This is a genomic window from Lysinibacillus sp. fkY74-1 (assembly GCF_053165895.1).
Genome location: NZ_CP170173.1, coordinates 929,594 through 953,627 on the forward strand (window position 1 = coordinate 929,594; position 24,034 = coordinate 953,627).

General features: G+C 38.2%; 23 protein-coding genes and 1 other annotated feature. All 23 genes read left to right on the top strand.

Translation table 11 applies throughout. From position 1 onward, the window contains the following. Nucleotides 1-58: 58 nt before the first annotated feature. The 23 genes from rsmH (at nt 59) to ileS (ending at nt 23,926) form a co-directional block, all read left to right on the top strand. On the top strand, nt 59-1,009 hold the full coding sequence (gene rsmH / locus ACE1MS_RS04300; RefSeq protein WP_012293152.1) for a 16S rRNA (cytosine(1402)-N(4))-methyltransferase RsmH: 951 nt from the start codon (nt 59-61) through the stop codon (nt 1,007-1,009). Continuing rightward, nucleotides 1,010-1,381, top strand: a complete 372-nt coding sequence (ftsL, locus tag ACE1MS_RS04305) for a cell division protein FtsL (protein ID WP_012293153.1) — start codon at nt 1,010-1,012, stop codon at nt 1,379-1,381. It begins immediately after the preceding gene. Further along, a complete protein-coding gene (locus ACE1MS_RS04310) occupies nt 1,378-3,606 on the top strand; it encodes a penicillin-binding protein (RefSeq protein ID WP_447402719.1) in 2,229 nt (742 codons plus the stop codon). Before ftsL ends, ACE1MS_RS04310 begins: the two co-directional genes overlap by 4 nt. 57 nt (nt 3,607-3,663) lie before the next feature. Then, complete coding sequence (locus ACE1MS_RS04315) at nt 3,664-5,580, top strand: stage V sporulation protein D (RefSeq protein ID WP_012293155.1); 1,917 nt, start codon at nt 3,664-3,666, stop codon at nt 5,578-5,580. 125 nt (nt 5,581-5,705) lie between these two features. Beyond that, complete coding sequence (gene mraY, locus ACE1MS_RS04320) at nt 5,706-6,677, top strand: phospho-N-acetylmuramoyl-pentapeptide-transferase (protein WP_036160939.1); 972 nt, start codon at nt 5,706-5,708, stop codon at nt 6,675-6,677. After that, nucleotides 6,677-8,026 carry a UDP-N-acetylmuramoyl-L-alanine--D-glutamate ligase gene (gene murD / locus ACE1MS_RS04325; RefSeq protein ID WP_447402720.1) on the top strand — a complete coding sequence of 450 codons (1,350 nt, stop codon included), beginning with the start codon at nt 6,677-6,679 and terminating at the stop codon, nt 8,024-8,026. Before mraY ends, murD begins: the two co-directional genes overlap by 1 nt. A 40-nt stretch (nt 8,027-8,066) precedes the next feature. Next, the gene (gene ftsW, locus ACE1MS_RS04330; RefSeq protein WP_012293158.1) at nt 8,067-9,146 is read left to right on the top strand and encodes a putative lipid II flippase FtsW; all 1,080 of its coding nucleotides are present in this window, start codon (nt 8,067-8,069) and stop codon (nt 9,144-9,146) included. Between the two features lie 20 nt (nt 9,147-9,166). Continuing rightward, nucleotides 9,167-10,000, top strand: coding sequence for a cell division protein FtsQ/DivIB (locus tag ACE1MS_RS04335; protein ID WP_031418919.1), 834 nt, complete (start codon nt 9,167-9,169; stop codon nt 9,998-10,000). Next, nucleotides 9,978-10,706, top strand: coding sequence for a DUF881 domain-containing protein (locus ACE1MS_RS04340; RefSeq protein WP_031418920.1), 729 nt, complete (start codon nt 9,978-9,980; stop codon nt 10,704-10,706). The genes ACE1MS_RS04335 and ACE1MS_RS04340 overlap by 23 nt, the downstream gene beginning before the upstream one ends. A 98-nt stretch (nt 10,707-10,804) precedes the next feature. Further along, nucleotides 10,805-11,524, top strand: coding sequence for a DUF881 domain-containing protein (locus ACE1MS_RS04345; RefSeq protein ID WP_031418921.1), 720 nt, complete (start codon nt 10,805-10,807; stop codon nt 11,522-11,524). 3 nt (nt 11,525-11,527) lie between these two features. Next, the gene (locus ACE1MS_RS04350; protein ID WP_008173872.1) at nt 11,528-11,899 is read left to right on the top strand and encodes a small basic family protein; all 372 of its coding nucleotides are present in this window, start codon (nt 11,528-11,530) and stop codon (nt 11,897-11,899) included. 95 nt (nt 11,900-11,994) lie between these two features. Next, nucleotides 11,995-13,278: a cell division protein FtsA gene (gene ftsA / locus ACE1MS_RS04355; protein ID WP_012293163.1), complete on the top strand. Its 1,284-nt coding sequence runs from the start codon at nt 11,995-11,997 to the stop codon at nt 13,276-13,278. 53 nt (nt 13,279-13,331) lie between these two features. Continuing rightward, nucleotides 13,332-14,489, top strand: a complete 1,158-nt coding sequence (gene ftsZ / locus ACE1MS_RS04360; RefSeq protein WP_031418922.1) for a cell division protein FtsZ — start codon at nt 13,332-13,334, stop codon at nt 14,487-14,489. A 190-nt stretch (nt 14,490-14,679) separates the two neighbouring features. Continuing rightward, the gene (locus ACE1MS_RS04365) at nt 14,680-15,513 is read left to right on the top strand and encodes a sigma-E processing peptidase SpoIIGA (RefSeq protein WP_031418923.1); all 834 of its coding nucleotides are present in this window, start codon (nt 14,680-14,682) and stop codon (nt 15,511-15,513) included. Between the two features lie 13 nt (nt 15,514-15,526). Next, entirely contained in the window at nt 15,527-16,234 is a 708-nt protein-coding gene (gene sigE, locus ACE1MS_RS04370; RefSeq protein ID WP_099805037.1) for an RNA polymerase sporulation sigma factor SigE, read from the top strand. A 114-nt stretch (nt 16,235-16,348) separates the two neighbouring features. Further along, nucleotides 16,349-17,122: an RNA polymerase sporulation sigma factor SigG gene (gene sigG, locus ACE1MS_RS04375; RefSeq protein ID WP_012293168.1), complete on the top strand. Its 774-nt coding sequence runs from the start codon at nt 16,349-16,351 to the stop codon at nt 17,120-17,122. 140 nt (nt 17,123-17,262) lie between these two features. Continuing rightward, nucleotides 17,263-17,499: a PRC-barrel domain-containing protein gene (locus ACE1MS_RS04380; protein WP_031418925.1), complete on the top strand. Its 237-nt coding sequence runs from the start codon at nt 17,263-17,265 to the stop codon at nt 17,497-17,499. A gap of 89 nt (nt 17,500-17,588) precedes the next feature. Then, the gene (locus ACE1MS_RS04385) at nt 17,589-18,293 is read left to right on the top strand and encodes a YggS family pyridoxal phosphate-dependent enzyme (protein WP_031418926.1); all 705 of its coding nucleotides are present in this window, start codon (nt 17,589-17,591) and stop codon (nt 18,291-18,293) included. Beyond that, nucleotides 18,277-18,774, top strand: a complete 498-nt coding sequence (locus ACE1MS_RS04390; protein WP_031418927.1) for a cell division protein SepF — start codon at nt 18,277-18,279, stop codon at nt 18,772-18,774. The genes ACE1MS_RS04385 and ACE1MS_RS04390 overlap by 17 nt, the downstream gene beginning before the upstream one ends. Before the next feature lie 20 nt (nt 18,775-18,794). Then, on the top strand, nt 18,795-19,076 hold the full coding sequence (locus ACE1MS_RS04395; protein ID WP_025113856.1) for a YggT family protein: 282 nt from the start codon (nt 18,795-18,797) through the stop codon (nt 19,074-19,076). A 232-nt stretch (nt 19,077-19,308) separates the two neighbouring features. Further along, on the top strand, nt 19,309-20,097 hold the full coding sequence (locus ACE1MS_RS04400; RefSeq protein WP_447402721.1) for a YlmH family RNA-binding protein: 789 nt from the start codon (nt 19,309-19,311) through the stop codon (nt 20,095-20,097). A 95-nt stretch (nt 20,098-20,192) separates the two neighbouring features. After that, on the top strand, nt 20,193-20,717 hold the full coding sequence (locus ACE1MS_RS04405; protein ID WP_012293173.1) for a DivIVA domain-containing protein: 525 nt from the start codon (nt 20,193-20,195) through the stop codon (nt 20,715-20,717). 100 nt (nt 20,718-20,817) lie between these two features. Beyond that, nucleotides 20,818-21,045: a binding site (T-box leader), on the top strand. Nucleotides 21,046-21,157: 112 nt separating this feature from the next. Then, nucleotides 21,158-23,926 (top strand): isoleucine--tRNA ligase, encoded by a 2,769-nt coding sequence (gene ileS, locus ACE1MS_RS04410; protein ID WP_012293174.1) that lies wholly within the window; start codon nt 21,158-21,160, stop codon nt 23,924-23,926. Nucleotides 23,927-24,034 lie beyond the last annotated feature (108 nt).

Here is a 24,034-nt window from a genome sequence, read left to right on the forward strand (position 1 = left end):
TGATAGGCATGTCAATGCAAAGTTGATATGAGGTTAAGGCCTGAAAGGAGCGAGTGGTATGTTCGATCATACAACCGTGTTATTAAAAGAAACTGTTGATGGGTTGAACATCGATCCTGATGGTGTATATGTGGACTGTACGTTAGGTGGTGCAGGCCATAGTGAATATTTAGTACAGCAATTATCAGATAAAGGCCGATTAATTTGTTTTGATCAAGATATGACGGCTATTGAAAATGCGAAAATTCGATTAGCGCCCTATATTGAGCGTGTCACGTTTATCCACTCGAATTTCCGGTATTTAAAAGAAGAATTATTGGCTCATGGTTTTGAACAAGTAGATGGCATTTTATATGACTTAGGCGTATCTTCACCTCAGTTAGATACACCAGAGCGAGGCTTTAGCTATCACCATGATGCACCACTAGATATGCGCATGGATCAAACGGCAACACTTACAGCTTTTGAAGTTGTCAATCAATGGGCTTATGAGGATTTAGTACGTATTTTTTTCCGTTATGGGGAAGAAAAGTTTTCAAAGCAAGTTGCTCGTAAAATTGAAGAGGCGCGCAAATCAGCACCGATTGAAACAACTGGACAACTTGTAGAACTTATTAAAGAGGGTATTCCAGCAGCGGCACGCCGAAAAGGTGGGCATCCAGCAAAGCGCATTTTCCAAGCAATAAGAATTGCTGTCAATGACGAGTTAGGCGCGGCAGAGGATTCATTAGTCGATGCGATTGATATGATTAACGTAGGTGGACGCATTAGTGTCATTACGTTCCATTCATTGGAGGACCGCCTATGCAAGACAATCTTTAAGGAAGCGTCATCATTACCGGAATTACCACCAAATTTACCTGTAATTCCCGATGACATGAAGCCAACTTTAAAGCTTATTACACGAAAGCCAATTGTTCCTTCAGATGAAGAATTAGAAGTGAATAATCGGGCGCGTTCAGCAAAGCTTAGAGTGGTGGAGAAAATTAACGACAAAGGGCGTGAGTAAATGGCAGCCGTACGTGTAAGGCAACAGCACCAACATCAACAAGTGCAACAACCGATAACACCACCTAGTCCACAACCCACTATCATACGTCGTAAAAAAACGAACCAGAAGTTTGAGAAGACAATGCTAATTGTTTTAGTTAGCATTATTGCTGTATTAGGTATCCTGGTATTAAATAAACAAGCAGCTATTCAAACTACAAACATGGACATTCAAAACATCGAATCAGAAGCAGATGAGATTGCAAAACAGAATGTTGACTTAACGGTTCGTGTAAGTGAACTTTCTACATACGAAAACATATGGAAAAAAGCGAAAGAACTCGGTTTAACTCAAAATGAGAAAAATGTAAAGGTAGTGCCGGGAGAATGAAAAAAAAGAGATTTCGATTCCAATGGGGAGCCTTTCTATTATTGATTTTTTATGGAGGGCTCTTTTTTCTATTATTCACAAGAATGGTGAACATTCAGGCGACAGGGCAAGTAGAAGGACAGGAGCTTGCAGCAAGAGCAGCTGCTAAGTATGGTAAGGAAAGTGTTATCACAGCAAACCGAGGAAAGATTTATGACCAAAACGGTCAAGTGATTGCAGAGGATACGTTAAGCTATCGCCTAGTAGCTGTCGTAAGTGAAGCAGCTACAACGGATTCAAAGAAACCGAGGCATGTTGTAGATGCTGAAAAAACGGCTCAAGTTTTAGCGAAGTATATTCCAGCCATGCAAGGAAAAGAAGACGAAATTCTTAAAAAGCTAAATAATCGCTATAGAAGCGATGGGAAACCATTATATCAAGTAGAGTTTGGTAGTTCAGGACGCGGTATTAGTCACGAGGTTATGAGTAAAATAAAGGAAGAAAAATTACCAGGGATTCTATTTGTTAGCGACTTAAAACGATATTATCCAAATGGTGTCTTTGCCTCCCATTTAATTGGCTATGCACTGAAAAAGGATAACGAGGACGGGACTGTTACAACAAAAGGCGAAATGGGCCTAGAATATACGTATGATAAAGAACTGACAGGCGTCGACGGGAAAATCAAATATGAAACAGATGCTTTCAGCTATTTATTACCCAACAGCGAGAAGATGGTGACGCCTGCTAAAAATGGGGATGACATTTATTTAACCCTCGATAAAACCATCCAAAGCTTTTTAGAGGAAGCAATGTCAAAGGTTGAAAAGGAATACAATCCTGAATCTATGACTGCGGTTGTAGCAGACCCCAAAACAGGGAAAATATTAGCGATGTCCCAACGTCCTACGTTCAATCCTGAAACACGCGAAAGCCAAAATATGAAATGGCTGAACGAGGTAATTGAGGAGACAATTGAGCCTGGTTCAACGATGAAAACATTCACGCTCGCTTCAGCGATTGATACAAATACGTGGGCTCCGAATGCAAAATACCAATCTGGCTCTTATACAGTACATGACCGAACAATTCGAGACCATAATCAGGTTGGATGGGGACAAATTAGCTATTTAGTGGGATTCCAACGCTCTTCGAATACGGCCATGGCCCACTTATTAAAATTGATTGGCGATGATGTCTTTGTGGAATATTTAGACCGCTTTGGTTTCGGCCACAAAACCGGAATTGATTTACCGAATGAAGCGGCAGGAACAATATTATCTCAATACCCAATCCAACGAGTAACAACAACATATGGGCAAGGGTCAACCGTAACACCTATCCAAATGATTCAAGCCATGACTGCTATTGCGAATGATGGCAAGATGATGCAGCCCTATGTAATTGACCGCATTGTTGATTCATCAACAGGGAAGGTTATTCAAAATCATGAACCTGTTGAAAAAGGACAGCCAATCAAAGCAGATACAGCGAAACAAGTACGAGAAATCCTTGCTTCTACACTGACATCAGAATTTGGTACGGCAAAGGATTTTATATTAGAGGATTACGAGGTTGCAGGGAAGACAGGGACAGCGCAAATTCCGAGAGCAGATGGTACGTATGCTTGGGGCGCTAACCAATTCCTATATTCATTTTTAGGAATGGCTCCCGTTGATGATCCTCAGCTCATTATGTATGTCTCAGTGAAAAAACCTAAGTTAAATAATGAGCTTGGATCAGTGCCAGTATCTAAAGTGTTTAATCCTGTGATGTTAAATAGCTTAAAGCACCTTAATATTAATCCGGATGATGTACAGCATGTGGATAAGGTAGATATGAAGGATTATACAGGTCAAAGTGCTGAAGCGATTGAAGTAGAGCTAGGAAACAATGGATTGCAGCCTGTTATTGTTGGTAGCGGGGGTAAAATCATAGATCAATATCCTAAAGATACAAAACAACTAGTAAAAGGTAGTTATGTATTTTTAAAGACAGATGGCGATATCATATTGCCAGACTTTACGAATTGGTCATTAAGAAATTTACTTGTATTCAAATCCATGACAGGGGTAGAGATGGAGATTTTCGGTGAGGGCTTTGTAGCGAGTCAAAGTGTATCTCCAGGGACTGTTATAACGGATAGTTCGCCGATTGTTGTTAAGCTCAAAACACCTGCTGAAAGTTTTGTGCAAGATGTAGAAGCTGCCTCTGAGGGTGAAATTGAACAAGTAGAGGATGAATAATACTGAATAGAAGTCCACTTTATTTCATACGTTGTAAAAAACAAGGTGTGATGTCGAATGAAGTGGATTTCTATCCATTCTAAAAAGCGTTTACGTATTTTATATGTGTTGTTTATGTGTGCAGCAGTGGCGATAGTGATTAGGCTGTTCTTTTTGCAAGTGTTAGATCAAAAAGAACTGACATCGAAGGCAGAAGAGAACTGGGACCGAGAAATACCGTTTGCTAATGAACGAGGGCATATTACTGATCGAGATGGGGAGAGTATTGTAACTAATAAGCTTGCACCAACTTTATATTTTATGCCCTCTCAAAGTAAAGATATTGAAGGGGCCGCTGAAAAAATTGCGCAAGTTTTGGAAGTGGATAAAGAGAAACTGTTAGAGAAGATGAAGAAAAAAGCCTATTTAGTAAAGCTAGCGCCTGAGGGAAAAAATATCCCCTATGAAAAAGCAGTTGAATTACAAGGCTTACAAATTGAAGGACTATATAGTGGTGTCGACTACTCTAGAGATTATCCATATGGGACACTTTTATCTCGATTTTTAGGATTTACAGGCTATGATGCACAAGGTTTAGCTGGTATTGAATACGAATATGATAAGTTTTTGCAGGCTAATTCTTCTGCAATTCGCCTCTTTACAGATGCAAAAGGCAATAATCTACCAAATGTCGCGAGTGCTTGGAAAGCTGGTGAGGATGGAGCAACTATTGAGCTAACGATTGATGTCGATGTCCAGCAGGTCGTTGAGCGTGAATTGTCACAGGCTATGAAGCGCTATGAAGCGGACCAAGCATTGGCCATTGCTATGAATCCCAATAATGGTGAAATTTTAGCATTAGCCTCTTATCCAACTTTTAATCCGGCTGAATATCAATTAGTCGAACCAACGATTTATAATCGAAATTTACCTGTATGGATGACATATGAGCCAGGTTCTACTTTCAAAATTATTACCCTGAGCGCTGCATTGGAAGAAAATTTAGTGGATTTAGAGCATGATACATTTTATGATCCAGGGTATACAATGGTTGCTGGGGCAAGACTACGTTGTTGGAAGCGTGAAGGGCATGGACATGAAACCTTCTTAGAAGTTGTGGAGAATTCCTGTAACCCAGGCTTTGTTGAATTAGGGCAGCGGTTAGGAAACGAGCGACTATTGCAATATATTAAAGATTTTGGCTTTGGTCAAAAGACTGGTTCCAATATTGCTGGTGAAGCCTCAGGAATTTTATTTTCTAAGGAAGCCTTCGGACCCGTTGAACAGGCTACAACCTCATTTGGGCAAGGGGTAGCGGTAACTCCAATTCAGCAAGTTCAAGCGGTAGCAGCAGCTATAAATGGAGGCAAGCTATATACGCCTTATGTTGTGAAAAAAGTATTTAATCCAAATACAGGGGATGTCATACAGGAAACTGAACCTGTTGTCAAAAATCAGGTGATTCGTGAGGAGACTTCTGCAAAGGTTCGGGGCGCATTGGAGTCAGTTGTAGCAAATGGTTCAGGTCGACAAGCCTTTAGAGATGGTTTACGAATTGGCGGTAAAACAGGAACCGCGCAAAAGGTTGAAAACGGCCGTTACAAGAGTGGGGAATATATCGTATCATTTATTGGCTTTGCGCCAGCTGACAATCCGCAAATTGTCGTCTATGTAGCAGTCGACAACCCTAAAAAGACGACGCAGTTTGGCGGTGTTGTAGCAGCACCTATTGTTGGGCAAATAATAGAGGATGTTGCACCGTTTGTAGGTATTGAAAAATCAAAGGAACAGCTTGAAAAGGATTATCGATATGGTGATCCAATTACTGTGAAGGTACCAAATTTTATTGGTCAGACAAAGGATGATATTGCCAAGCAGTTTTATCCATTTCGTATAGAATGGCATGGAGAAGGGACTAAAATTGGTAACCAATTACCTGAAGTGGATAGTGTTATCAAACAAGATGGTACCATTCATTTATATTTGGAGAACTGAAATAACTTTACCTTTAAAAAATGGGAAAGAACCACTATTATTATGAAGGGTAGTAATAAATAAATGAAAGTTTATGCTTTTTTCCTAACGAAGAAAGTGAAACAAGATTTAAAGGAGATTTTTCAATGAAACTCGCAACAACACTTACCATTTTAGCTCTTGCTTTTATAGTAACAGTTATCCTGGCACCAATTAGTATTCCACTTCTTCGACGCCTAAAGTTTGGGCAAAGTATTCGTGAAGAGGGACCGAAATCACATATGAAAAAAGCTGGTACACCAACAATGGGCGGTATAATTTTCTTAATTTCTATCGTCCTAACAACTGTTGGTGTAGGAAGCTTTTTAGATTTATTAACGACACAGACCGTAGTACTTTTATTAGTATTAGCAGGATTTGGCTTAATAGGTTTATTGGATGATGGTTTGAAGGTTGTATTTAAAAGGAATTTAGGGTTAACCTCTCTTCAAAAATTAATTGGTCAAATTGTTATCGCCATCCTTGCATATTTTCTACTGTATGTTGGATCTTTTGATACAACGCTCGCTATTCCATTTACAGATTGGACAGTTGATCTTGGTGTATTCTATGTTGCCTTTTTAATCTTTTGGTTAGTAGGGTTCTCCAATGCGGTGAATTTAACAGATGGTTTGGATGGACTAGTGGCAGGAACTGCATCGATTGCTTTTGCGGCTTTTGGCGTTATCGCACTCTTCCAAAGCCAAGCAGATATCGCTTTATTTGCATTTGCTGTTACAGGAGCATTATTAGGGTTTCTATTATTTAATGCGAATCCAGCAAAAGTATTTATGGGTGATACGGGTTCATTAGCATTAGGTGGGGCATTAGCTATGGTATCGGTATTAGTAAAAGAAGAATTTTTACTTTTACTAGTTGGCTTGGTTTTTGTCATCGAAACATTATCCGTTATTTTACAGGTAGGAAGCTTTAAGCTACGTAAAAAGCGTATTTTTAAGATGAGTCCAATCCATCACCATTTTGAATTATCAGGTTGGTCAGAGTGGAAGGTAGTGCTTGTCTTCTGGTCAACTGCCCTAGCAGTAGCATTGATTGCAGTTTTATCGGAGGCGTTTTAATGAAAAACTATACAGATTTACAACATAAAAAAGTACTTGTGTTAGGCCTAGCGAAAAGCGGTGTGGCCGCTGCTGAAATTTTACATGAGCTCGGCGCCTTTGTAACAGTCAATGATTCCAAACCATTTGATGAAAGCCCAGATGCACAGGGTTTATTACAAAAGGGGATTACCGTGATTTGTGGTCGTCATCCTGAGGACTTACTGGATGAAGGTTTTGAATTAGTCGTTAAAAACCCAGGTATACCTTATAGCAATCGCATTGTAGCGGATGCTATACAGCGCGGTATTCCTGTATGGACAGAGATTGAACTTGCGTATTTAATAAGTGACGCGCCATTTATTGGTATTACAGGCTCGAATGGAAAAACAACAACGACCACTTTAATATTTGATATGTTAAACAACGGAAGTAAAAATCCATTAATTGCAGGAAATATTGGTACAGTTGCTTGTGGCGTTGCTAAAGAAGCTAGTAAAGATAACGTTATTGTAACGGAGTTGTCATCTTTCCAATTGATGGGGACTAAAACATTTAAGCCTAAAATTTCTATACTTACAAATCTTTATGATGCCCATCTTGACTACCATGGAACATTTGATAATTACGCTGAAGCGAAGTTTGGTGTGACACGTAATCAAGATGAAAGTGATTATTTTATTTATAATGCGGACCAACCAATTGTAGTTGGCTATGCGGCAAAATCCAATGCGCAAAAAATTCCGTTCAGTTCAAATGGGCGTACTGTCCACGGAATCAGTGCAGATGATACAACGATCTATTGGCAAGGGGATCCGTATATGGACCGAGCAAATATAGCACTGCCTGGTAAGCATAATTTAGAAAACATCCTAGCAGCAGTGGCGGCCTGTATTTTAGTTGGCTGTGACAAAGGGAAAATGGAAGAGGTTTTAGCGACTTTTGGTGGGGTGAGACACCGTACTCAATTCGTACGCGAATGGAATGGTCGAAAGATTTATAATGACTCCAAAGCAACGAACTGTTTAGCAACAAAAAGTGCTTTAGATGCATTCCAGGCGCCCGTTATTTTGTTAGCAGGTGGTTTAGATCGTGGACATTCTTTTGAGGAGCTTCGACCTAATATGAATCATGTTAAAGGCGTCGTCGCATTTGGAGAAACTGGATTACGTTTTGTTGAATTTGCAAAATCATGTGGTGTCCAACAAACAGTAATCGCTCAAAATGTGGAAGACGCTGTACACTATGCAGCACCGATGTCAGCAGAGGGAGATATTATTTTACTATCACCAGCTTGTGCAAGTTGGGATCAATATGACAGCTTTGAAATACGCGGAGATGTTTTTATTGATGCTGTAATGAAGCTGTAATGAGCCTGTAACTATTTTAGAATATACTTGACTTGGAAGGATGGCATTACTGAGAGGGAAAGAAAGCTACTTATTGCTCGTCACAACTTTGATGCTATCAGTAATCGGCATTATTTTCGTCTATTCTGCGGGGACTTATTGGAGTGCCATTCATTATAGTGGAAAAATGCCGTTTTATATGAAGCAAAGCGTATACTTTGTGGTAGCCATAATTGTATTTTTAATCACAATTCGATTAAATATTTTGAGAGAGCAGTCCTTTTGGAAAATGGCCTATATATTTTCGTTAGTCTTACTTGTTCTAGTGTTAATACCTGGTATTGGGCTAGTGCGAAATGGCTCGCAAAGCTGGATTGGGATTGGTCCATTGACAATCCAGCCAGCAGAGATAACGAAAATAACAGTCATTGTTTACCTGAGTCATATTTTAGCGCAGCATAAAACAGGAACGCCAGTTGTTAATTGGCGCCATGCTTTAATCCTCCTAATCCCTGTTGTTTTGATTATGTTGCAGCCTGACTTTGGTTCAGTATTTATTCTTGTTGTTGCTGTATTTTTATTGTTTTTTGTCGCTGGCTACCCGTTAAAGCTATATGCCATGATTATGTTAGCTGGTATAGCTGGACTAGTAGGACTAATTGCGACTGCACCATATCGACTAAAGCGAATAGAAGCATTCCTCGATCCATGGGCTGATCCCTTAGTAAGTGGATTCCAAGCAGTGCAATCACTTATGGCGATAGGTCCTGCTGGAATTTTTGGTCATGGTTTTGGACAAAGTCGGCAAAAGTTTCTATATTTGCCTGAGCCACAAAATGACTTTATTTACGCTATTATTTTGGAGGAGATCGGCTTGATTGGTGGTCTCGTTATTTTAGCACTTTTTGTACTGACAATTTATGCAGGCTATAGATTTGCTGTACAGGCTAAAAGCCGAACATCCTATTATGCGATTATAGGGTTAGTCACAATGCTGATGGTGCAAGCGTTTCTTAATATAGCTGTTGTAATAGGTTTAGTACCCGTAACGGGTGTTACATTGCCTTTTATCAGCTACGGAGGAACATCTTTAGTCACAATGTGGTTAATAATAGGTATTATTTATCAATTAGCGAAATAAATATAAAGGAGGAGTACTTTTTGGAGAAAGTAATTGATATAGAAGATCGTATACCTACGCTAAAAAAGCGACGAAAAAAGCGTACAAATCGTAAATTCATCGTGCTAATATTACTTTTCTTTATTGTGTTAGCAGTACTCCTTTATTTTCAATCTCCATACAGTAACATCAATAAAATAACAGTCAATGGTGCTAAGCTGGCAAATAATGAACATTATGTGGAGACAAGTACCCTGGCGCTAGGTAAATCAATGTGGGGTTTCAAAATAGAAGATGTGGAGAAGCTTCTGTTGAAGGATAAATGGGTAAAAGAAGCACATGTTAAACGTAACTGGCTTCGAGGCGTAACGATTGATGTGAAAGAGTGGAAAAAAGTTGCGTATTTGGCTGGGGACGGCACCTATTATCCACTGCTTGAAAATGGTGAACGTTTTGAACAAAAAGGAAATGATACGCCAATTGATGCACCTGTTTTTATTGGTATTACTGGCGAAAAAACAATCAAAAAACTTGTTGAACAGTTAGCACAATTAAAACCAGAAGTATTAGCTTTAATTTCTCAGGTTAACACGAATAGTAATGATACAAATCCGAACGCGGTAAAGCTTTATATGAATGATGGATATGAGGTACGAGCTGTTATTCAGACGCTTGCGGAGAAGTTAAATTATTACCCCTCCATTGTTGCACAAATTGCAAATTTAGAAAAAGGCGTGATTGATTTAGAGGTCGGTTCCTATTATCGCCCTTTTAACGAGGAGTACAACAAAATAAGCATCGATATGGAAGCTAATGCAGATGGGGAAATGGTTGACCAGGAAGTGACAGACGATGAACAACAAAAAGATGAATAGCAAAGGAAGTTTTTTTTCAAGAAAACAATTTGAATTACTGATTGTTTGTGTGACAACAGGATTTATTATCGGCTATTCATATAATCAGGCAAAAGATAACCGGGAAGCAGGCACGATTAATTCAGAGCTATTTGAGCAAGAAGATTCTTATCGTGAGGAATTGATCACTCAACAAGAACGTAATAAAGAGCTATCGGATGAGCTAAATAGTCTACAGGAACAAATTCGAAAGTATGAAAAATCATTTGCTTCTAATGAGAAGGATTATAAAGAACTTGTGGAACAAGCAGAGGATTTACGGCTTCTACTTGGTGAATTGAAGAGTGAGGGAAAAGGAATAAGGATCACTCTCCAGGATGGTGACTATGATCCAAAATCTTTGAATCCGAATGACTATATTGTTCATGAAAGTCATGTTTTTAAATTGTTGAATGAACTGAAGATATCGGGTGCTCAGGCAATTGCTATTAATGGGCAACGTGTCATGGCCAATTCCTATATCCGATGTAATGGTCCTGTAATAACTATTGATGGTACACAGCATCCCGCTCCTTTTGTGATAGAAGCTGTTGGAGATTCCGATACTTTAATAGCATCTTTAAATTTAAATGGCGGTGTCGTTGATCAATTATTAAATGACAATATTGTAGTGTCTTTAGAAGAACATCAAAAACTTACAATGCCAAGAGTAAAAGTAGAAAGTTAAGGACAAGACCTATTTCATGTTTAAAGTCTAATTTTAGCCTCTAGGAAAGTTTTACATTGAATTCTGAGGGGCATACGATACGTCTAGGAGGGGCTATTTTGCGAAGAAATATGTACACCCGAATAACGATCGTGCTATTTATTATCGGTTTGATGATAGCGGTACAATACAATACCATACAAAAACCAGCAGAGCGAGATACACGAGATATTTGGGCAATAAGAGAGGAATTAGCACAAGAAAAGCAAAGACATTCCGCATTACTGGCAGAAATTCGCTCACTTCATGAAGTAGTGGATCGCTATGAGCAATCTGAAAAAGTAAATCAGCAAGCCGCTTTACATGAAACATTGAATCGTTTAAAGCAACAGGCTGGACTAACAGAAGTGGTAGGGCCGGGTGTCAGACTTCGTATTGAACCCGCACCTGAATTAATAGAGATGGGTTATGAAATCAAAGAGATATCGCCTGATTTATTAACCCAATTATTAAATACGCTGTTTAAAAACGATGCAACAAGTGTTTCAATAGATGGCAATCGTGTTGTTCAAACAACAGCCATTCGGGACATAAATGGGAAGACAACGGTGAATAGTGTACCATTGTCGACACCTAAATTTGATATATATGTTGGGACAAGCGATTTTAAAGCAGCTCAAAAAATGTATAATTCGCTTCAAGCCTCAACGTTTATAGATTCATTTTATTTAGATAATTTTAATTTAGTGATTGAAGAGCCAATTGATCAATTACAAATTCCAGCATTTGATCAGCGATTGACAAATGATTACTTAGCAGAGGTAAAAAAAGGAGATTAATTTATGTGGCTACCATTTTTAGGTTTGATATTTGGACTTGCCCTTGGCTTGTTAACAAATATACAAATCCCCTCTATGTATGAAAATTATCTGTCAATAGCTGTTTTAGCAGCTTTAGATACATTATTTGGTGGTATCCGTGCTCAATTACAGCAAGTGTACGACGATAAAGTTTTTGTATCAGGATTCTTTTTTAATATAGTTCTCGCAGCAGGGTTAGCTTTTATAGGTGTGAATTTAGGGATAGATTTGTATTTAGCAGCTATTTTCGCTTTTGGGGTACGTTTGTTCCAAAATATAGCAATAATTAGGCGTATATTACTAACACGGTTGGATGAGAAACGTCACAAGAAAGAAAAAACTTCCATAGATTAAGAGAAAAATTGACCAAAATACTCGATTTGCTTAGACATTATGCCAAATTTACAATAGAATGAAAATAAGAGCATTTTTCAAGGAGGTGCAGCGAATTGAATCAGCAAGATTTATACATTTCACTTGATATTGGATCCTCCTCTATCAAGGTATTAATAGGTGAAATGAGTGACGGACAATTACATGTAATTGGCGTCGGAAATGTAAAATCGAATGGGGTTCGAAAAGGAGCAATTGTTGATATAGATGCAACAGTTCAATCTATTCGAAAAGCAGTAGAACAAGCCGAACGAATGACAGGTTATCAAATTCACGAAGTCGTTCTAGGCGTTCCTGCTAACCAAACGATGTTACAGCTAGTTAAAGGTGTTGTCGCTGTAAATAGTGAAAACAGAGAAATTACAGATGATGATTTAGACAGAGTGGTAGAATCTGCACAAGTCATGTCAATACCTCCTGAACGTGAATTAGTTAACATCATTCCAAGACAGTTTATTGTGGACAACCTTGATGAAATTAAAGATCCTCGTGGTATGATTGGCATTCGTCTAGAAATGGATGCAACCATGATAACGACATCCAAAACGCTTTTACACAATGTACTTCGTTGTGTTGAGCGTGCCGGTTTAAGTATACGAGAAATATATTTGCAACCATTAGCATCAGGCTACTTTGCATTAACTGAAGATGAAAAAAACCAAGGAACTGCCTTTATCGATATAGGAGGCGGATCTACTACAATCGCAGTATTTGAAGAGGGATTGCTAACGCATACAGGTGTCATACCAGTTGGTGGTGATCATATAACGAAAGATATTTCTATCGTCTTAAAGACACCAACAGAACAAGCTGAAAATATCAAACACCAATTTGGACATGCCTTTTATGATGATGCATCTGACGATGAAATCTTTGAAGTACCAATTGTAGGAACAGATTCTACTGATCAATATAGTCAACGCTATATATCAGAAATTATTGGCGCACGCCTAGAAGAATTACTAGAATTAGTGATTGACGAGTTAGCACGTCTAGGTGTTAGAGATTTACCAGGTGGCGTTGTTATAACGGGTGGTGTTGCTAAACTTGAAGGTATCGCCCAGTTAGCGCGTCAAATTCTACAAACGCGTGTAAGAATTTATACACCCGATTATATTGGCGTTAGAGAGCCTTCATTTGCAACAGCGGTTGGACTTATTCGTTACGCCTATTTAGAAGATGATTTTTACGGTAAAAGTACGAATACGCAACCTGTTGAATATGCAGCTGTAGGAGCTCAAGCAGCTATGCCTAAAAAGCAAGAGTATTCTGCACCTTCAGAACCAAAAGAAAGCGTAATTGGGAAAGCAAAAAAATTATTTGATAAGTTTTTTGATTAACTAGAATGCGTAATGATTGATACAGAGTCGAGTTACCGTGGGAGGAAAAAGAGATGTTAGAATTTGATACAAATGTAGATGAACTTGCAGTAATAAAGGTCATAGGTGTTGGTGGCGGCGGTAACAACGCTGTCAATCGAATGATAGAACATGGTGTACAGGGTGTTGACTTTATCGCAGTTAACACTGATTCACAGGCATTAAATTTATCAAAGGCAGAAGTTAGGCTTCAAATTGGAGCGAAACTGACGCGTGGTTTAGGTGCAGGTGCAAATCCAGAAGTAGGGAAAAAGGCTGCTGAAGAGAGCCGCGAGCAATTAGAAGAGGTTCTACGTGGTGCAGACATGGTATTCGTCACTGCTGGTATGGGTGGAGGAACCGGTACGGGTGCAGCGCCAGTAATTGCACAAATTGCTCGTGAATTAGGAGCACTAACAGTAGGTGTTGTGACACGTCCATTTACGTTTGAAGGGCGTAAACGTCAAACACAAGCTATCGGCGGCATTGGTAGTATGAAAGAAGCTGTGGATACGCTAATTGTTATCCCGAACGACAAGCTATTACAAATTGTCGATAAATCAACACCAATGTTAGAAGCTTTCAGAGAAGCAGATAACGTACTTCGTCAAGGTGTTCAAGGTATTTCAGATTTAATTGCAACCCCTGGTCTTATTAACTTAGACTTTGCAGACGTGAAAACAATTATGTCAAACAAAGGCTCAGCATTAATGGGTATCGGTATTGCTACTGGTGAAAACCGTGCTTCAGAAGCAGCAAAGAAAGCCATTTCAAGTCCATTACTAGAATCATCTATCGATGGTGCTAAAGGTGTTCTTATGAATATTACAGGTGGCTCTAATCTTAGCTTATTTGAAGTACAAGAAGCGGCAGATATCGTAGCTTCTGCATCTGACGAAGAAGTAAATATGATTTTCGGTTCTGTTATTAATGAAAACCTTAAAGATGAAATCATTGTTACAGTTATCGCAACTGGTTTCTCAGAGGAAGCTTTACAGCAACAACGTAATACAACAAAACCATCGCTCAATATAAATAGGCAATCTGCTCCACAACAACAAGCACCGATTCGTGAACAACGACAAGAAGTGCATGTTCAACAAGAGCAGCCACGCCAAAATCAGCAACATTATGCACAGGATGACATGCTTGAAGTCCCAGCATTTTTACGCAATCGCAAAAATCGCGGTTAATTGAAAAAACAACTTCTAAAAAGCTCGTATTTTACATATGTAAAATACGAGCTTTTTATTTTTGTTGTCGAGATGTTCATTTGTGTAAGGAAACCATGTATTTTGTCAAAACATTTTAAGGAAATGGTGCGATTGTTTGACAATATTTGTGGGAGTAACATGCTAACTTTGTAAGTAGGAGGCGGCTGTTATGTATGGAGAATGGCTGGTGCTCATTAATACGCTTTTCAATCTAGCAATACTCACGTTTACCGCAAGAGTAACAGGGGTTTTGGTCAAGAATTCAAGATTATTAATGAGTTCATTTTGTAGTAGTTTAGTAGCTGTAATTGGCGGTCAAATGCTGTGGTCAACGGTACTTAGTTTTATATTGCTCATAGGTATAGCTTTTCGCTTTAAGATTCGAAGCTTCCAAAAGCAAGGACCGATCGTTTTAACAGCAACGATCGTTATCGGCGGATTGCTAACAGCACTACAACCCTATTTAAAAAATCTTTCTGCCAACCATTTTATAATGATTTGTTTTGTACTAGCAGTTTTAAATCTTGTTGCATTTTATAAGCAATGGGGTTTTGTTAAACTAGAACGTTTAAGTGGACAATTTGTATTTGATACAACTTTAAAAATCTTTGGTTCGATAATACCACTTTCAGCTTTTGTGGACACAGGAAACCAAGCAATCGAGCCGCTTTCAGGGAAACCTGTTCATTTCGTCTCTTATACAGCTCTAAGCCCACATTTACCTGCCGATTTTTGCAAATCATTAGTAGAATGGCAAGAAACAGATCCGTACAATGTATCTATGTTTTCAGAAGATTATCAGCGTTATATTCGATTTATTCATATCAATACCGTACAACAACAAACCGTTGTTCTAGGTTTTCGCTTTGATGAGTGGTTGATAAAGGGGGAGCCTTCACAGGTGAAATCGAATGAATATATCGTTTTAACAAAAAAAGCAAAAAATTTTCCACATAGCACAGCAGCAATTTTACATTTTTCAGCGCTTTCAAATAACTCATAGAGGGGGAGAACTATTGCTTCTTAGGCTACTTGCTAGCTTGAAAAAATTTTGGAGTAAGTTTCGTAGTCGTGAAACGTACTATATAGGGGGAAATGATTCATTGCCAGTGCCACTAAGTCGAGAAGAAGAAGTTACAGTCATTGCATCCTTTATGAAAGGTGATTTACGAGCTAGAGACACACTAATTGAACGTAATTTACGTCTTGTTGTTTATATTGCTAGACGTTTTGACAATACGGGAACGCCAATCGAAGATTTAATCAGCATTGGTTCTATCGGATTAATAAAGGCAATTGAAACGTTCAATACAGATAAAAATATTAAGCTTGCAACATACGCATCTCGATGCATTGAAAATGAAATTTTAATGCATTTACGAAAAACAAGTCGTATGAAGGGTGAAGTATCATTAGACGAACCTTTAAACTCTGATGCAGATGGAAATGAATTATTACTGTCAGATATTTTAGGTACGGAAGAGCACATTATTCTTGATAATGTGGAGAAAAAGATTGAACGGCAGCATATGTTCCATGCCATAAATTTATTAGGTGCACGTGAACGATATATTATGGAATGCCGTTTTGGTCTCAATGGAAAAATAGAAATGACGCAAAAAGAAGTAGCAGATCATTTAGGGATATCACAATCATATATTTCCCGTTTAGAAAAGAAAATTATTCAAGATTTACGTGAAAATTTAAATCAGCCAATTTCTTAGAAAGGGAAAATTATCCTACCTAAAATTGGTCATAGCTTTTGTGCATATTCTTGTTTCTCTCGGACAAACTGATGTCACGGTTTAGTCAGAGAATAACATCCGGAGGAATCGAATATGCGAACAAAAGTAGATCTTTGCGGCTTAGATACATCGACTTTGCCAATTTTAAAGCACGAAGAAATGAAGGAGCTCTTCATTCGTTTACAAGCCGGTGAAACTGAAATCAGAGAAGAGCTTGTCATGTGCAATTTAAGGTTAGTGCTAAGTATTGTTGGTAGATTTGCCTATAGAGGTGAACAGGCAGATGATTTATTTCAAGTAGGCTGTATTGGCCTCATGAAAGCCATTGATCATTTTGATTTAAAGCATAATGTAAGATTTTCAACATATGCTGTCCCAATGATCATTGGTGAAATTCGTCGCCATCTGCGTGATCATCATGCATTACGAGTATCTCGTTCTTTAAGGGATATTGCCTATAAGGCAATGCAGGCAAAAGAACAGTGGATAACCGAAAATTTGCGCGAACCAACGATTGAAGAAATTGCTGACATGATTGACATGAAAAAAGAAGATGTTTTATTTGCTTTAGATGCTATTCAAGACCCAATGTCATTACAAGAGCCCATTTATTCAGATGGTGGGGACGCTGTTTATATGATGGACCAATTACGTGATGATGATGTATCAGAAGATCAATGGGTTGCCTACGTGTCGGTAAAGGAAAGCTTGCAGAAACTAGATGAACGTCAGCAAATGATCGTGGCAAAACGATTTTATTATGGAGAGACACAAACTGAAATCGCTAAGGAATTAGGGATTTCACAAGCACAAATTTCACGTCTTGAAAAGAATGCAATTGAAACAATGCAAAAAGATTACAAATAAAAAATGCGCATCGAATTATTCGGTGCGCATTTTATCTTCATTCAATGAACAGTTGATACATAAATATAAAGAGACAGCAAAGTTTGGTGATAGAGAAAAATAATTTAGGTGAAAGAGTACTGGATAGAGGAGGTTATTTATTGCGGTTCTCAATGTTACAGCAAAAGGAAGTAATTGAAGCAGGAAATGGACGATTTATAGGATTTGTGGTAGATGCTGAAGTATCGAAAGAAACGGGCTATGTAACAGCATTTTTAATTGCTGAGCCCCGAAAATATCTTGGTTTTTTTAAAGGAGAAGAATCTGTAAGAAAAGTGTATATGAAAGATGTGCTTGTTGTTGGCAAGGATGTCATTCTAGTCAAGGCACTTTCCTAAATAGCTGACATAGGTCAGGCTATTCATTGATAAATCAAGCATTGCTTGTTACAATAAGAGAAACTAATGTTGTAAAGTTGGGAAAAACAGTGACAAAAATCTTAGCAAATTTAAACAAATTAAATGATTTAATAGCAGCAGCAGAAACAAGAGTCAATCGCGAAGCCAATAATGTCCAAATAATAGCTGTGACGAAAGAGGTTTCTGTAGAAAGAACGCAAGAAGCTATCGAAGCTGGATTGACTCATTTAGGAGAAAACCGACCGGAAGGCTTAAATCGTAAAATATCTGCGATTCAAGCTGATGTCAATTGGCATTATATAGGGTCCCTACAAACACGTAAAGTAAAACAAGTGATTAACAGCATTGATTTTTTACATTCATTAGATCGTTTGAGTTTGGCAGAAGAAATTGAAAAAAGAGCAGTAAAGCCCGTTAAATGTTTTATCCAAGTAAACGTTTCTGGGGAAGAATCAAAACATGGTTTAAGCATGGAAGAAGTATTACCTTTTGTAGAATCATTGAGAAGCTTTACAAAAGTCCAAGTTGTCGGTTTAATGACCATGGCACCAAACACAGAAGACGAAGCACTTATTCGTTCTGTATTTAAGCAATTAAAACAATGTCAACAGCAAATAGCCGAGCAAGGATTCGCACACGCACCTTGTACCGAGTTATCAATGGGCATGTCTAATGACTTTGAAATTGCGGTAGAGGAAGGGGCTACTTTTGTTCGAGTCGGAACGGCTCTTGTTGGAAATGAAAGAGGGGAACAGGATGAGCATGAAAAATAAAATTAAAAACTTCTTTTACCTTGAAGAAGAACTAGAAGAAGAAATCACGCAAGCTCCTATTCAGCAGCAACAACCCGTACAACAACAGCAACCGATTCATTCAGTAAAGCCTAAAAAAACAATTAAAGAACGTAAGGCATCGATCCATGAAATTGTGCCGCAAAGTACAGCTACTCCTAATAATATTGTTAGCTTGCAAGCTGCGATGAGTTCCAAGGGAGCAAAAGTTGTCTTAATAGAGCCTAGAGTCTATGCAGAAGCACAAGATATCGCGGAACATTTAAAAAATAAACGTGCAGCTATCGTCAATTTACAACGTATTGAACGAGAGCAAGGTAAACGCATTATTGATTTTTTAAGTGGCACAGTCTATGCCCTTGCAGGGGATATTCAACGTATCGGGAAAGATATTTTCCTTTGCACTCCAGATAATGTAGAAGTAACTGGTGAAATTACAAACTTTATTTTAGACGATAATTAATAGCGAGGATTGTAGTTTATATGACTTTTTTTATAATACTTGGTTATGTATCTTTAGCATTTAGGATTTATTCGTTTATGCTAATTGCATATATCTTAATGTCTTGGGTGCCTGCCGCTCAAAATTCAGCAATTGGACGAATGCTTGAAAAAGTGTGTGAGCCTTATTTGGGGATATTCCGAAAGTTTATCCCTCCGCTTGGTATGATTGATATTTCACCAATTGTGGCGATCTTTATGCTGAATTTTATTGAAAGAGGACTTGTTATAGTCATTCAGAAAATATTTCTTATGTTCGTATAGATATAAAATCCTCACGTTTTAGTGGGGGTTTTTTATTTATATGGAGTATAGAAAAAACGTAACAAAGAAATGTTGCCCTAAAGCTTTAAGCAGATGTCACAAATTTTAAAGGGTCCATTTCGAGTGAACTAGAAAAAATTTGATGCAATGATGTCAAAGTACCAATGATTGGGAATACTATGTTTATCTAATTATTGAAGCAAATAGGGACGATGAAAGAGGAGACAACAAGATGGAGCACTTGATTCAGCATTTTCGGAAAGATGAGCAACCTTTTATTGAACAGGTAATAAGCTGGCAGCGGGAGGTAGAGGATCGCTATGCACCTAAGCTGACTGATTTTCTTGATCCAAGACAGCGCTTTATAGTGACATCTATTATTGGACAGGATGACTCAATGAATACATTATGTGCAGGGCTATTTAATGAAGCAGAGAGACAACGTATGCTCATTTATCCAGCCTACTATGAGCCTACAGAGAAGGACTTTCAACTGACAGCTTTTACACTTCAGTATCCCGTTAAATTTGTACAATTACGCCATCCAGATGTTTTAGGAGCCTTATTATCATTAGGGTTAAATCGTAGTAAGTTCGGTGATATTCGCGTTAATGACCATCAGATTCAATTTGTCGTTGCACAGGAAGTGGCTGAATATGTGCGTCTACATTTAACTGGCATTGGTAAAGTAAAGGTACATGTTGAATCTCTTAAAGAACAGGAGCCTCTCCTTATCAATGAAGAGGAATGGTTAGAGGAATCTTACATAGTTACCTCCATGCGACTAGACGCTATTATTGCAACAGTTTTGAAAGTGTCTCGTCAAAAGGCACAAGCTTTAATTACAGGTAAAAAAGTGCGTGTAAATTGGACAGAGCGTGATGCCGTTGCTTTTGAATTACAAGAAGGGGATATTCTATCGATAAGAGGAAGCGGTCGTATGAAAATAATTATGACAGAAGGCCGTACAAAAAAAGATAAAATCCGTCTACAAGTCGGTCGATTGGCCCAAAAAAGCTAAAAGAAAAGTAAATTTCATTAATTTATACTGCTAAGTTGTCGGAAGAATTGTATAATAGGAAATACGAATGTACACGAAAAGGAGAGAAGGATTGTATGCCATTATCACCTATTGATATACATAATAAGGAGTTTACAAAAGCTTTCAGAGGCTATGCTGAAGATGAAGTAAATGAATTTTTAGATCAAATCATTAAAGATTATGAAATTTTGTTGCGTGAAAAAAAAGAGGTTGATAAGCAACTAGAAATGGCCTTAGAACAAGCGAGGCATTTTAGCACTTTAGAAGAGACCTTACAGAAGTCTATTGTTGTTGCGCAAGAAGCAGCAGATGAAGTGCGAAGAAATTCTCAAAAAGAGGCAAAGCTTATTGTCAAAGAGGCAGAGAAAAATGCTGATCGAATCGTTAATGATGCTTTAACGAAAGCGCGTAAGGTAACGATTGAAATTGATGAGCTTAAAAAACAGTCAAAAGTTTTCCGTAATCGTTTCAAGATGCTAGTCGAAGCTCAGCTCGATTTATTAAATGCGGATGATTGGGATCATTTACTTCAGTATGATATCGATTTAACAGAGATTCAAGCATCTGTAGATGAAGCGCAAGAATCAGAAGATATGTAGCTTTACTTTTCATTAAGATGATCAAATTTAAATGAAACTTGACGCGATTGTTTGAATTTCATATACTTTGTAATAGTAATTATTTTGTACAGACATATGCATAGAAGCAGAGACGAAGACAGTATTTGTTAGGCGTGGTGAAGCGATTTGGGGATAGTGGAAGCCCAAACAAGCAACTAACAATGAATATCACTTCCGAGCTAAATAACTGAAAAAAGTAAGTTATTTCGTGGTGCACGACGTTAATGTGCTTGAAAGAGGTAGTGCAGCCTAATGGATTGTGCTACAAGTAGGGTGGTACCGCGAGTAGAAGCTTCTCGTCCCTTAGTGGGATGAGGGCTTTTTTTATTTGTCCGCGAATCGTTTCAGATAAGTAAGCCTATAACTGTCGTAAGAGAATAGTGTCGATATGCTTTATGTAAATTAAAGGAGGATTTTTTATGGTTGAATACAAAGATACGTTATTAATGCCAAAAACGGATTTCCCAATGCGTGGAAATTTACCAGCAAATGAGCCGAAAATGCAAGAAAAATGGAATGAAATGGATATTAATAAATTGCAGATGGAGCGTACAGAAGGACGTCCTGAATATGTACTTCATGATGGCCCTCCGTATGCAAATGGTGATATTCATATTGGGCATGCATTGAATAAAGTATTAAAGGATATGATTACCCGTCATCGTTCAATGACTGGCTACCATGTTAATTATATTCCTGGTTGGGATACGCATGGTCTACCTATTGAACAAGCATTGACAAATAAAGGTGTTAAACGTAAAGAAATGTCAGTAGCAGCTTTCCGTCAACTTTGTGAAGAATATGCATATGAGCAAATTGACAATCAACGAAATCAATTCCGTCGTTTAGGTATCCGTGGTAATTGGGAAAACCCTTATATTACATTGAAACCTGAGTTTGAAGCTCGCCAAATTGAAGTATTCGGAAAGATGGCGGAAAAAGGGTATATCTATAAAGGCTTAAAACCAGTATATTGGTCTCCGTCTTCTGAATCTGCTCTTGCTGAAGCAGAAATTGAATATAAAGATATTAAATCGCCTTCTATTTATGTAAGCTTTGCTATTAAAGATGCAAAAGGTGTTGTACCAGCAGATGCTAAATTTGTTATTTGGACAACAACTCCTTGGACATTACCAGCAAACTTAGGGATTTCTTTAAATCCTGAGTTTATGTATGTTGTCGTTGCAGTAGCTAATAAAAAATTCATCATTGCAAAAGATTTATTAGAAACTGTGGCAACTGCACTTGAATGGGAAGCGTATGAGGTTATTCAAGAAGTGAAGGGTGAAGTATTAGATCGTATTGTCGCTCAACATCCTTTCTATGATCGTGATTCACTTGTAATGGTAGGCGAGCATGTTACTGCTGACGCAGGTACTGGCTGTGTTCACACAGCTCCTGGACACGGGGAAGACGATTATCATATTAGTAAGCAATATGGTTTAGACATTCTGAGCCCGCTTGATAATAGTGGCTGCTATACGGATGAAGCACCTGGGTTTGAGGGCGTCTTTTATAATGATGCCAATAAACTAGTAACAGAAAAGCTAAAAGAAGTAGATGCATTAGAAAGTCTTGGGTTTATTTCACACTCATACCCACATGATTGGCGTACAAAAAAACCAGTTATTTATCGTGCCACACCGCAATGGTTTGCGTCTGTTGAAGCGTTCCGCGGGGAGCTCTTAGAGGCTGTTAAAGCAACTGCATTTACACCAGCTTGGGGAGAAACACGTCTTTACAATATGATTCGTGACCGAGGAGATTGGGTAATTTCTCGTCAACGTGCTTGGGGTGTACCAATTCCAATTTTCTACGCTGAAAATGGGGAGCCAATTATTACACCTGAAACAATTAGCCATATTTCAGCACTATTCCGTGAGCATGGCTCAAATATTTGGTTCAAAAAAACAGCAAAAGAATTGTTACCGGAAGGCTTTACACATCCAGGTAGTCCGAACGGTGAATTTACAAAAGAAAATGATATTATGGACGTATGGTTCGACTCAGGTTCTTCACACCAAGGTGTACTTGTAGAACGTGGCATGAAGTACCCTGCTGATTTATATTTAGAAGGCTCAGACCAACACCGTGGATGGTTTAACTCTTCTCTTATTACATCAGTAGCTATTAACGGTTTTGCACCATATAAAGGACTTTTAACACATGGTTTCGTTCTTGATGGCGAAGGTCGTAAAATGAGTAAATCCTTAGGGAATGTCATCATTCCGCAAAAAGTAATGGATCAATATGGAGCAGATATTCTTCGTCTATGGGTTGCTTCTGTAGACTATACTGCTGACGTGCGAATTTCTATGGATATGTTGAAGCAAGTATCAGAAGTATATCGTAAAATTCGTAACACTTTCCGTTTCCTACATGGCAATATTGCTGATTTCGATCCAACAAAAGACCGTGTAGCCTATGCAGAGCTTCGTGAAATGGATCAATATGTATATATGCGTTTACAGGATGTTTTAAAAACTGTTCGTACTGCATATGATCGTTATGATTTCGCTGCTGTATATCATGTTGTGAATAATTTTGTAGCAGTGGAACTATCTTCATTCTATTTAGATATTGCAAAAGATGTTGTTTACATTGAAGGTTCTGACAATAAAGATCGACGTGCTATGCAAACAGTTATTTATGATACGTTGATGACTTTAGTTAAAATTATGACACCAATTATCCCTCATACTACAGATGAAATGTGGTCATACTTACATGCTCAAGGTACTGTAGAGGAAGCTTCTGTTCAATTAACGGATTTCCCAGAGGAAGATGTACAAGCGAATTTTGAAAATCTTCGTGCAAAATGGGAAAAAATCATTGATGTACGTGATGATATTTTAAAAGCATTAGAAGAGGCTCGTAATGCTAAAACGATTGGTAAATCTCTTGAAGCAAAAGTAACAGTATATGCAAAAGAAGATGTTGTGGCATTATTGAACGATGCGAACATTGACTTTGCACAACTATCTATCGTTTCTGCTTTTGAGGTAGCTACAATCGAAGAAGTACCAGCAGATGCTTTGGTACTTGAACATGTATCCATTGTTGTTGAGAAGGCTACAGGTGAGAAGTGCGAACGTTGCTGGTCTATTTCAGAAACAGTTGGTGCGAATGCGGCACATCCTACAGTATGTGCTCGCTGTGCAGAAGTAGTAGAAAAATATTACGCATAAGTGGAATCAGTGAATAATAAGAATCTGCATTCTATGTAGCTTATAAGCAAGTCTCCTTTAGGGGGCTTGCTTTTTTCATGTGGTTTTTGCAGATTCTTGAAAAACTAC

Bases quoted from the DNA above. Each gene is read 5' to 3' on its own strand.
- ACE1MS_RS04395 (WP_025113856.1), top strand. From the start codon at position 18,795: ATGACTTTTTTTATAATACTTGGTTATGTATCTTTAGCATTTAGGATT.
- ileS (WP_012293174.1), top strand. From the start codon at position 21,158: ATGGTTGAATACAAAGATACGTTATTAATGCCAAAAACGGATTTCCCA.
- ACE1MS_RS04405 (WP_012293173.1), top strand. From the start codon at position 20,193: ATGCCATTATCACCTATTGATATACATAATAAGGAGTTTACAAAAGCT.
- ftsW (WP_012293158.1), top strand. From the start codon at position 8,067: ATGGCATTACTGAGAGGGAAAGAAAGCTACTTATTGCTCGTCACAACT.
- murD (WP_447402720.1), top strand. From the start codon at position 6,677: ATGAAAAACTATACAGATTTACAACATAAAAAAGTACTTGTGTTAGGC.
- mraY (WP_036160939.1), top strand. From the start codon at position 5,706: ATGAAACTCGCAACAACACTTACCATTTTAGCTCTTGCTTTTATAGTA.
- ACE1MS_RS04310 (WP_447402719.1), top strand. From the start codon at position 1,378: ATGAAAAAAAAGAGATTTCGATTCCAATGGGGAGCCTTTCTATTATTG.
- ACE1MS_RS04390 (WP_031418927.1), top strand. From the start codon at position 18,277: ATGAGCATGAAAAATAAAATTAAAAACTTCTTTTACCTTGAAGAAGAA.
- ACE1MS_RS04400 (WP_447402721.1), top strand. From the start codon at position 19,309: ATGGAGCACTTGATTCAGCATTTTCGGAAAGATGAGCAACCTTTTATT.
- ACE1MS_RS04340 (WP_031418920.1), top strand. From the start codon at position 9,978: ATGAACAACAAAAAGATGAATAGCAAAGGAAGTTTTTTTTCAAGAAAA.
- rsmH (WP_012293152.1), top strand. From the start codon at position 59: ATGTTCGATCATACAACCGTGTTATTAAAAGAAACTGTTGATGGGTTG.
- ftsZ (WP_031418922.1), top strand. From the start codon at position 13,332: ATGTTAGAATTTGATACAAATGTAGATGAACTTGCAGTAATAAAGGTC.
- ACE1MS_RS04350 (WP_008173872.1), top strand. From the start codon at position 11,528: ATGTGGCTACCATTTTTAGGTTTGATATTTGGACTTGCCCTTGGCTTG.
- ftsL (WP_012293153.1), top strand. From the start codon at position 1,010: ATGGCAGCCGTACGTGTAAGGCAACAGCACCAACATCAACAAGTGCAA.
- ACE1MS_RS04365 (WP_031418923.1), top strand. From the start codon at position 14,680: ATGTATGGAGAATGGCTGGTGCTCATTAATACGCTTTTCAATCTAGCA.
- ACE1MS_RS04315 (WP_012293155.1), top strand. From the start codon at position 3,664: ATGAAGTGGATTTCTATCCATTCTAAAAAGCGTTTACGTATTTTATAT.
- sigG (WP_012293168.1), top strand. From the start codon at position 16,349: ATGCGAACAAAAGTAGATCTTTGCGGCTTAGATACATCGACTTTGCCA.